This window comes from Phytopseudomonas daroniae (assembly GCF_004327285.1).
GTDB lineage: Bacteria > Pseudomonadota > Gammaproteobacteria > Pseudomonadales > Pseudomonadaceae > Aquipseudomonas > Aquipseudomonas daroniae.
The window spans coordinates 26,263-35,267 of the sequence record NZ_QJUI01000032.1 but is presented as its reverse complement, the minus strand read 5'-3'; the positions used below and the strand labels follow the sequence as shown (position 1 = coordinate 35,267).

Annotated in this window: 10 protein-coding genes; 5 read left to right on the top strand and 5 right to left on the bottom strand. The window is 59.1% G+C overall.

The features are described 5' to 3' along the window. Nucleotides 1-160 precede the first annotated feature (160 nt). Nucleotides 161-412, bottom strand: coding sequence for an outer membrane lipoprotei OprI (oprI, locus tag DNK06_RS23545; RefSeq protein WP_013791646.1), 252 nt, complete (start codon nucleotides 410-412; stop codon nucleotides 161-163). Nucleotides 413-785: 373 nt separating this feature from the next. Here oprI and DNK06_RS23540 point away from each other — a divergent pair, with 373 nt between their 5' ends. After that, the gene (locus DNK06_RS23540; protein WP_131182389.1) at nucleotides 786-1,067 is read left to right on the top strand and encodes a GNAT family N-acetyltransferase; all 282 of its coding nucleotides are present in this window, start codon (nucleotides 786-788) and stop codon (nucleotides 1,065-1,067) included. 58 nt (nucleotides 1,068-1,125) lie between these two features. Here the strand turns inward: DNK06_RS23540 and DNK06_RS23535 are convergent, their stop codons facing one another. Then, nucleotides 1,126-2,202, bottom strand: coding sequence for a 3-deoxy-7-phosphoheptulonate synthase (locus DNK06_RS23535; RefSeq protein WP_131182388.1), 1,077 nt, complete (start codon nucleotides 2,200-2,202; stop codon nucleotides 1,126-1,128). Nucleotides 2,203-2,657: 455 nt separating this feature from the next. On the opposite strand from DNK06_RS23535, the gene DNK06_RS23530 reads away from it, so the two are divergent. From DNK06_RS23530 to cysB, 3 genes are all read left to right on the top strand, one after another. Beyond that, the gene (locus tag DNK06_RS23530; protein ID WP_131182387.1) at nucleotides 2,658-3,044 is read left to right on the top strand and encodes a thioredoxin family protein; all 387 of its coding nucleotides are present in this window, start codon (nucleotides 2,658-2,660) and stop codon (nucleotides 3,042-3,044) included. 217 nt (nucleotides 3,045-3,261) lie between these two features. After that, nucleotides 3,262-3,759: a universal stress protein gene (locus DNK06_RS23525; RefSeq protein WP_131182386.1), complete on the top strand. Its 498-nt coding sequence runs from the start codon at nucleotides 3,262-3,264 to the stop codon at nucleotides 3,757-3,759. Between the two features lie 105 nt (nucleotides 3,760-3,864). Then, on the top strand, nucleotides 3,865-4,839 hold the full coding sequence (gene cysB / locus DNK06_RS23520) for an HTH-type transcriptional regulator CysB (RefSeq protein ID WP_131182385.1): 975 nt from the start codon (nucleotides 3,865-3,867) through the stop codon (nucleotides 4,837-4,839). Between the two features lie 71 nt (nucleotides 4,840-4,910). Here cysB and DNK06_RS23515 read toward each other — a convergent pair whose 3' ends face one another. Beyond that, complete coding sequence (locus tag DNK06_RS23515) at nucleotides 4,911-5,531, bottom strand: phosphoadenosine phosphosulfate reductase domain-containing protein (RefSeq protein WP_131182384.1); 621 nt, start codon at nucleotides 5,529-5,531, stop codon at nucleotides 4,911-4,913. 135 nt (nucleotides 5,532-5,666) lie between these two features. Between DNK06_RS23515 and thrH the strand changes: the two genes are divergently transcribed. Continuing rightward, nucleotides 5,667-6,284: a bifunctional phosphoserine phosphatase/homoserine phosphotransferase ThrH gene (gene thrH, locus DNK06_RS23510; RefSeq protein WP_131182383.1), complete on the top strand. Its 618-nt coding sequence runs from the start codon at nucleotides 5,667-5,669 to the stop codon at nucleotides 6,282-6,284. Between the two features lie 202 nt (nucleotides 6,285-6,486). Here thrH and DNK06_RS23505 read toward each other — a convergent pair whose 3' ends face one another. Next, nucleotides 6,487-7,473, bottom strand: coding sequence for an alpha-L-glutamate ligase-like protein (locus DNK06_RS23505; protein ID WP_131182382.1), 987 nt, complete (start codon nucleotides 7,471-7,473; stop codon nucleotides 6,487-6,489). A gap of 4 nt (nucleotides 7,474-7,477) precedes the next feature. Then, nucleotides 7,478-9,004, bottom strand: coding sequence for an osmotic stress tolerance membrane protein RloB (rloB, locus tag DNK06_RS23500; protein WP_131182381.1), 1,527 nt, complete (start codon nucleotides 9,002-9,004; stop codon nucleotides 7,478-7,480). Nucleotide 9,005 lies beyond the last annotated feature (1 nt).

Here is a 9,005-nt window from a genome sequence, read left to right as displayed (position 1 = left end):
AATCCAGGCCCGTCACTTCGTCCTGCCACCCAGGCGAGAACGGCACTATCCCCGCGTCGTGAAACCTAAACCGACCAAATACCCCAAAAAGAAAAATGCCAGTCAGCTTAACTGACTGGCATTAGGCCCTGGGGCCGGTTTTTTTATTAGCCAAGGGCTATTACTTGCGGCTGGCTTTTTCCAGCATACGCAGAGCACGCTCGTTGGCTTCATCAGCAGTTTGCTGAGCCTTCTGAGCAGCGGCCAGCGCTTCGTCAGCCTTGCGGTAGGCTTCGTCGGCACGGGCCTGAGCGCGAGCTGCTGCGTCTTCGGTTGCAGTCAGGCGAGCTTCGGTTTCTTTGGTAACGCTGCTGCAACCGGTAGCCAGAACTGCAGCCAGAGCCAGAGCAGAGAATTTCAGAACGTTGTTCATCGTGTTCCCCTTGGGGTAAGTTTTTTGCTTGTTGAAGCCAAATCCCGAACCCGGAAAATGACCGGCGTACATACTACCTGTAACTTTTAGTAAGTAAACGTACGGGAAGCAAGGCCGCCGGTTTTTTTCATGTTCAACGGGCCTGTCGGTAATTAACCGAGCGCGCGATGTTGGTTGTTTATTGAGCAGGTACGCCAAGGCGAATGAGTGCCGAACGATCAGGATAATTGGGTAGGGGCTGTGCCTGTTCCGAGCAGAACGGATTTTGCCTTGCCCTTTATCCTCTAGAATGGCTTTATATCCTATTGTTACCGGATGTACGCAGGCCGCAATGGCTGGATGTCGATGTCCGACCCAATTGAGAGGAGTAGTAATGAGCGAGCCACTGTCCATTCACCATGACCTTGCCGGTCACCAGTTCGTGACCACAGTGGATGGTGATCGCGCTTACCTCTCTTATATGGATCTGGGTAAGCAGACGCTGGATATCTATCGGACTTTCGTCCCCAATTCGCTGCGTGGTCGCGGTATCGCCGCGGCCCTTACCGGGGCCGCGCTCGATTACGCCGAGCGCACGGGCTATACGGTGATTCCATCCTGCTCCTATGTGGAGCGTTACATGGCGCGCCGCGAGGGTTCCACCGAGCAGAGCTGAAGCAAAGGCTGCAAGCAAAAACGCCGGGCAGATGCCCGGCGTTTTCATTGCTGTCGACTCAACCGCGCTGGCGCTTGGGCAGTACGTCTTTGAGCTTGACGTGCATGGAGCGCAAGGTCTTTTCGGTGCTCTCCCAGTCGATGCAGGCGTCGGTGATCGACACGCCGTACTTGAGCTGCTGCAGATCTTTCGGGATCGACTGGCTGCCCCAGCCCAGGTGGCTCTCGACCATCAGGCCAACGATCGATTGGTTGCCTTCGAGGATCTGGTTGGCGACGTTGTCCATCACCAGTGGCTGCAGGGCCGGATCCTTGTTGGAGTTGGCGTGGCTGCAGTCGACCATGATGTTCGGCTTGATGCTGGCCTTCTTCAATTCCTGTTCGCAGACGGCCACGCTTACCGAGTCGTAATTCGGCTTGCCGTTACCACCGCGCAGCACCACATGGCCGTAGGCATTGCCCTTGGTGGTGACGATGGACACACCGCCTTGCTGATTGATACCCAGGAAGCGGTGCGGGCTGGAAACCGATTGCAGGGCGTTGATGGCAACTGTCAGGCCGCCGTCGGTGCCGTTCTTGAAGCCCACGGCCGACGACAGGCCCGAGGCCATTTCGCGGTGGGTCTGGGATTCGGTGGTACGCGCGCCGATGGCGGACCAACTGATCAGATCCTGCAGGTACTGCGGCGAGATCGGATCCAGCGCTTCGGTAGCGGTGGGCAACCCCATTTCCGCGAGATCGAGCAGCAGCTTGCGGCCGATGTGCAGGCCATCCTGGATCTTGAACGAGTCGTCGAGGTACGGATCGTTGATCAGGCCTTTCCAGCCGACGGTGGTACGCGGCTTTTCGAAGTACACACGCATGACCAGATAGAGCGTGTCGGATACTTCCTCAGCCAGTACTTTCAGGCGCTCGGCGTATTCATGAGCAGCCTTGATGTCGTGGATGGAGCAGGGGCCGACGACCACGAACAGACGGTGATCCTTGCCATCGAGGATATCGCGCACGACCTGGCGGCCGGCGGAAACCGTGCGCTGCGCGCTTTCGGTCAGCGGAATCTCGAGCTTGATCTGTTCCGGGGTGATCAGGGTTTCGTTGGAGGCGACGTTAAGGTCGTTAATCGGTAAATCAGCCATCGTGCTTTTCATCAGTTGCGTCATCGGGTCACGGAAGCCGGCCGCCAGCGATCCCCGTGCAGCGGGCACAGCGGTATGGGCACAGCGGGGAAGCGGAACCTTAGCGCGTTAGCGCCCGGCTAGACAATGATATTTAGGGCGTGAGAGTGGTAAAGCTATCGGTATGCTGCTCCCTGCCACTCTTTTGCGGTGCCCTCCAGAGGCAGCGCCTAAGCGACTTGTCGTTCGCGGTGCTTGCGGTAGTCCTATGCGGCGGCTCGGTGTCGTGTCCGCTGAAGGCGACGCTGACGGACTGCTGACTGCTCCAGGTGGGGGGCCAGAATAGGCTCCCTGCTCACTCGGTAGCGGAATATGCGGCTCGGCTGCGGCGCCTTGACAGAGGGGACGCGTCGAGTGACATGCTCTGCGTAACGGTACTCCACCGGTAAATCACTCCATGACGAAGAAGCCGACGCATGAACGACCACTGCAACTGGCAGCAAATCGATATTGCCTCGCCGGGTATGACGAGCGATCTGGAGTTGTCCGATTTCGATGCCGATCAGCAGCTGCTGAGTCTGCCGGGTACCTCGCTGGTGATTTTCACCAGCCAGGGTTGTGCCGCATGCCGCTACGCCCGTGAACGATTGCCCAGGCTATCGCTGCCCGTCGAGCGGCTGGCATGGATCGATGCAGGTGCCAATGGCGGCCTGGTTCGGCGCTACGAGGTCTTTCATCTGCCTGCATTGTTCGTCGTGCGCGACGGCCAGTTCCTAGGGGCTCTGCATAGTCGTCTGGCGCCGCTCGATCTCGAAAGAGCCTTGGCCAGTGTGCTGGCTCGTCCACCCGAGGAACTGCCCTGAGCCTTGCGGGAGCCGCGGCTTCGCAGCGAGTGGTGGAGTCGCGTGATTTGGTGCGATGGCCATGATCGAATCCCCTTCCCGAGGCCGGATCTCCTATGCGGACTTTGGCTTTGGGTTGTATATGGCCATCGCCTGACTGCCAGTGTTTTCGTTGACTTTTGGATGACGCTGCTAAGCTCAAGCGAGGCTCCGCCGTGTCGGCAGTCGAGGAGGCCGTATGATTCGTTCGATTCTTTATGCAACCGATCTCGGTCTTTACGCACCCTACGTCCTGCAGCACGCGCTAGCGCTGGCGCGCAGTTTCAATGCCCGTTTGTATGTGGTGCATGTGGTGGAACCGATGGGGTTGTTCGCCGAGTCGGTCTTGCAAACCTATGTCGACGAGGCGCGCCTCAAGGAATTGCGCAGCACGGGGCTGGAAACCGTGATGAACAGCATCGAACTGCGGGTGCTCGAAGGCTTTCGCGACGAGTTGGGGGAAAACCGCGACGACCTCGATCTGATCGGCTCGGTGCGGGTGCTGCGGGGCGATCCACCACTGGCCATTCTCGAAGAAGCGCAGAAACTCGGTGTGGATTTGCTGGTCGTAGGCAGTCACAGCCATGGTGCCGCGTTGGAGGTACCGATGGGCAGGACGGCGTCGAGGTTGCTGCAGTTATCCGATGTACCAGTCTACCTGGTACCCATGTTGCAACACCGTTCCCGTCACGAATGATCGCTACACAACCCAGATAAAAAATCTATATTTACCGTCTGAACCATTAATATGGTTATATACCGGTTCGACGATCAGGCTGCCTATCCGCTTTGAGGGATTTCTATGAAGCTTCAGCAACTGCGCTACATCTGGGAAGTCGCGCACCATGACCTCAACGTCTCAGCCACGGCGCAGAGCCTTTATACCTCGCAGCCAGGTATCAGCAAGCAGATCCGTTTGCTCGAAGACGAGTTGGGTGTGGAAGTGTTCGCCCGCAGCGGTAAGCACCTGACGCGAGTGACGCCGGCGGGTGAGCGCATCATAACCACGGCAGGTGAAATCCTGCGCAAGGTTGAAAGCATCAAGCAGATCGCCCAGGAATTCTCCAATGAGAAGAAGGGCACCCTGTCTATCGCTACCACTCACACCCAGGCACGTTATGCGCTGCCGCCAGTGATCAGCAGCTTCATCAAGCAGTACCCGGACGTTGCCCTGCACATGCACCAGGGCACGCCGACGCAGATTTCCGAAATGGCCGCCGACGGCACCGTGGACTTTGCCATCGCCACCGAAGGCCTGGAGCTGTTCAACGATCTGGTGATGATGCCTTGCTACCGTTGGAACCGTTGCGTGATCGTGCCCCAGGGCCATCCGCTGGCCAAGCTGCCGAAGTTGACGCTGGAAGCCCTGGCCGAGCACGAAATCGTCACCTACACCTTCGGTTTCACCGGCCGCTCCAAGCTCGATGAAGCCTTCAATCACCGTGGTCTCACGCCCAAGGTCGTGTTCACCGCGGCGGATGCCGACGTGATCAAGACTTACGTGCGTCTTGGTCTCGGTGTGGGCATCGTGGCCAAGATGGCCGTCGACCCGGCCCTGGATCCGGATCTGGTGGTGCTCGATGCCAGCGAGCTGTTCGAATCTAGCGTGACCAAGATCGGCTTCCGCCGTGGCACTTTCCTGCGCGGTTTCATGTGCGACTTCATCGAGAAGTTCGCCCCGCACCTGACCCGTGAGGTGCTGGCCAAGGCCGTGCAATGTCACAACAAGGTCGAGCTGGAAGAGCTGTTCAAGGACGTGGAACTGCCGCTGCACTGACAACATTAGCGGCAAGCGGCAAGTAGAAGCATGGGGGCACGAGGCCTCTGACTTGCAGCTTGCAGCTTGATTCAATGGCTCAGGTGCAGACCGCATTCACGGTTGTCTTCACCCTTGGTTGGGTCGAAGTAGTCGAAGTTGTTCGGCAGGCCGTGGGCGGTGAGGTATTGATACAGATCCTTGGATGACCAGTGCAGCAACGGCGCGACCTTTATCAGGCCGTCCGGGTTGATGCTCACCGGCTGCATCTGCGCGCGCACGGCGGTGTCGGTGGCGCGCAGCGCGGTGAACCAGACGCTCGGCGCGGTTTCGCGCAGGGCGCGGGCGAAGGGCTCCAGTTTAACCTCTTCGGTGAAGGCGGCATGGCGCGGATCGTCCAGTGCTGGCGTCGGGCCGTCGATGGCCTCACGGTGGGCACGGCTGCGCTTGGGCAGGTAGGTGATCAGGTTCAGACCGAGCTGACTCGTGACCTCATCGGCGAACTTGTAGGTGGCTTCGGTGTTGTAGCCGCTGTCCATCCACACGATCGGGATGTCGGCCTTGGCCTGGCTGACCATGTGCAGGATGACCGCCTCGAACGGGCGGAAGTTGGTCGTGCAGATCGCCGGTTTGCCCAGGCCGATCGCCCATTCGATCAGCTTCTCCGGCTGGTTGGCGAATTCGGCGTTGAGGGTGTCCAGATCGAGATCCATGGCAGGCTCCAGGGCATATGCGTGAGGAGGGCGATGGTAGCAAATCTGCGTGGCTGCAGGGGCTGCCGTATCGTCAAAGCGGCGCGGCTTCTGTAGAGTTGCCGCCAACTTTAAAGCCCAACCTAGGAGTGTGCCGTGGAAATTGCTTGCCTTGATCTGGAAGGTGTACTGGTTCCCGAGATCTGGATCGCCTTTGCGGAAAAGACCGGAATCGAATCCCTCAAGGCGACCACCCGAGACATTCCCGATTACGACGTGCTGATGAAGCAGCGTCTGCGAATCCTCGACGAGCATGGCCTGAAGCTATCGGATATCCAGGAAGTGATCGCCACGCTGGAGCCGCTCGACGGCGCCGTCGAATTCGTCGACTGGCTGCGCGAACGCTTTCAGGTGGTAATCCTGTCAGACACCTTCTATGAGTTCTCCCAGCCGCTGATGCGCCAGTTGGGCTTTCCGACGCTGCTGTGCCATCGGTTGATCACCGACGATACCGACCGTGTGGTGGATTATCAGCTGCGCCAGAAGGATCCCAAGCGTCAGTCGGTATTGGCCTTCAAGAGCCTCTACTATCGCGTGATCGCTGCCGGCGATTCGTACAACGACACCACCATGCTCAGCGAAGCCCATGCTGGCATCCTGTTCCATGCGCCGGAAAACGTGATTCGCGAATTCCCGCAGTTTCCGGCCGTGCACACTTACGCAGACCTCAAGGTCGAGTTCCTGAAGGCATCGAATCGTCAGTTGAGTCTTTAGGAGGCGTCTTCGCCGCAGCGCTGTCGCGCAGCAAACAGGTCGATGCAGACAGAATAGGATGGGTGCTAACCCATCAATTGCGATGGGTTAGCACCTACGCGGCCCGCCCCATCCTACAATTTTTAACCTCCTGTAAATCAATTGGTTACTTGATGTTTTGAGAGGAAGACTGCTGCCGACTGTGTCGGCAGCAGGGCAGGGTTCAGATCTCTGTGGCCGGGATATGGCCGAACAGTTCCTGAGAGAAGCGCATACGCTCTTCGGCGTTCTCCTGGATGCCTTTGGCGGCCAGCTCTTCCAGACGTGCTTCCACCGCATGGGTACGGTGGGTCAGGCCGCAATCGTTGGCGATCTGAATGTTCAGGCCGGGGCGGGCGTTGAGCTCGAGAATCAGCGGCCCCTTCTCCTGATCCAGCACCATGTCCACGCCAATATAGCCGAGGCCGCATAGCTCGTAGCAGCCAGCGGCGAGCCTCATGAAACCATCCCAGTTCGGCAGTTGCACGCCGTCCACCGCATTGGTGGTATCGGGGTGTTTGCTGATCTTGTTGTTCAGCCAGGTGCCGCGCAGGGTCACACCAGTGGCCAGATCCACACCAACGCCAATGGCGCCCTGGTGCAGGTTCGCCTTGCCGCCCGACTGTCGGGTCGGCAAGCGCAGCATGGCCATCACCGGATAACCCATCAGCACGATGATGCGAATGTCCGGCACGCCTTCGTAGCTGATGCTCTTGAAGATGGTGTCTGGCGTTACCCGGTATTCGATCAGCGCACGATCCCGGTGCCCGCCCAGGGAGTACAGACCCGAGAGAATGCTGGAAATCTGTTGTTCGATTTCGGAGTGGCTGACGATCTTGCCCGATACCGTCTTGAAACGATCCTCGAAACGGTCGGCGATCACCAGGATGCCGTCACCGCCAGCGCCCTGGGCCGGCTTGACGACGAAATCGCTGCGCTCGCCGATGATCTTGTCGAGGGTGTCGATTTCCTTTTCCGTGGAGATCACCCCATACATTTCCGGCACGTGGATGCCGGCTTCGATGGCGCGCTCCTTGGTGATGATCTTGTCGTCGACGATCGGGTACAGGTGCCGTTTGTTGTACTTCAGCACGTAGTCCGCGTTGCGTCGGTTGATACCCATGATGCCTTTGGCTTCAAGGGCCTTCCAGGTTTTCCAGAGACCTAGCATTGGCTCAATCCTTCAGGAAGGCTTTGAAGCGGAACAGTTCGGTCAGGCGGTAGCCGCGGTAGCGACCCATCGCCAGCATGAAGCCCACCAGAATCAGCAGAATCGCCGGGAAGGTGAAGACGAAGTAGACCAGTTCCGGCACGCTCATCAGCAGGTGCGCCAGCGTCGCGGCGACCAGGGTGCCGATGGCCACCTTGAAGGCATGGCTACCGCCACGTTCTTCCCAGGTGATCGACAGGCGTTCGATGGTCATGGTCAGGATCACCATCGGGAACAGCGCTACGGACAGGCCACGTTCCAGGCCCAGCTTGTGGCTGAACAGGCTGATGGTGGCGATCAGCACGACCACGAAGGTCAGTACCACCGACAGGCGCGGCAGCATCTGTAGCTTCAGGTGTTCCAGGTAGGAGCGTAGCGACAGGCCGAGTGCGGTGATCACCGTGAACAGGAAGATACCGAAGCCCAACTGAGTCTCGCGAAAGGCCAGGGCGATCAGCACCGGGGTGAAGGTACCCAGGGTCTGCAGGCCGCCGAGGTTGCGCAGGATCAGGATGACCAGCACGCCGATGGGGATCATCACCATGATCATGAAGGTTTGCTGGGTCTGCAGTGGCAGGCCGTACAGCGAGTACTCGAGGAAGTCGGCGTCGGTGTTCTCGTCGGTCAACTGAGCGAGGCGGATGGCGTTCATCTCGCTGTTGTTGAGGGTGAAGGTAGTGGTCGCCTGGCGACCACCATCGAGGGTGATCAGCGGCTCGTCACCTGTCCACCAGACCAGGCGGTCGTTCGGCAGACCCTGTTCACCGCTTTCCGGGTTGAAATACAGCCAGCGGTCGCCGTTGAAGCTGCGCAGCCACAACTCCGGGCTCTGCTGGATGTCGGCGGCCAGGCGGATGGTGTGCACACGTTCCATCGGCACGTGGGCGATCGATAGCAGCAGTTCGATCGCCTGCGCCTTGTTCGGCGTCGAGGCGTCGCCGCCGAGCAGCAGCTTGGCGTTGTCGTCGTTGCTGTTGTTGACCCGTTTGATGGTTTCGCTGATGAAGGTCTCGACATCGGCCGAGTGCTGGCGAATCGGCGCCAGCAGGGCTTCGGCGGCGATCTTCTCGGGGCCTTCTACCGGGATGCTGTCGCGGAAGATCGGGCCTTTGGCCTTGGCCTGTTCGCCGCTGTAGCGCTTGGTCAGCACCAGGCGGTAGTAGAGCGTCTGCTTGCCATTGGCGCGGCGCGCCGACCAGGTCACCTTGCGGTTGCTGTCGGCACGGTTGATGCTCACACCGTAGTTATTGGAGATGAAACTTTCATTGAGGCTGACGTAATCCTGGTTCAGCGGCGGTACGAACATCTGCAGCTTGATCGGGTCGCGGCCGTTGGCCTGGAATTCGACACGGGTGTCGATGTTCCACAGGTCGTCGGTTTCGTCACTGCTGACCGGAATGCCAAGGACAAAGATCTGATAGGCCGTAATCGCGATCCCCAGGCTCACCAGGATGGTGATCAGGATTTTCAGATGCAGGTTAAGAGAGCGCATG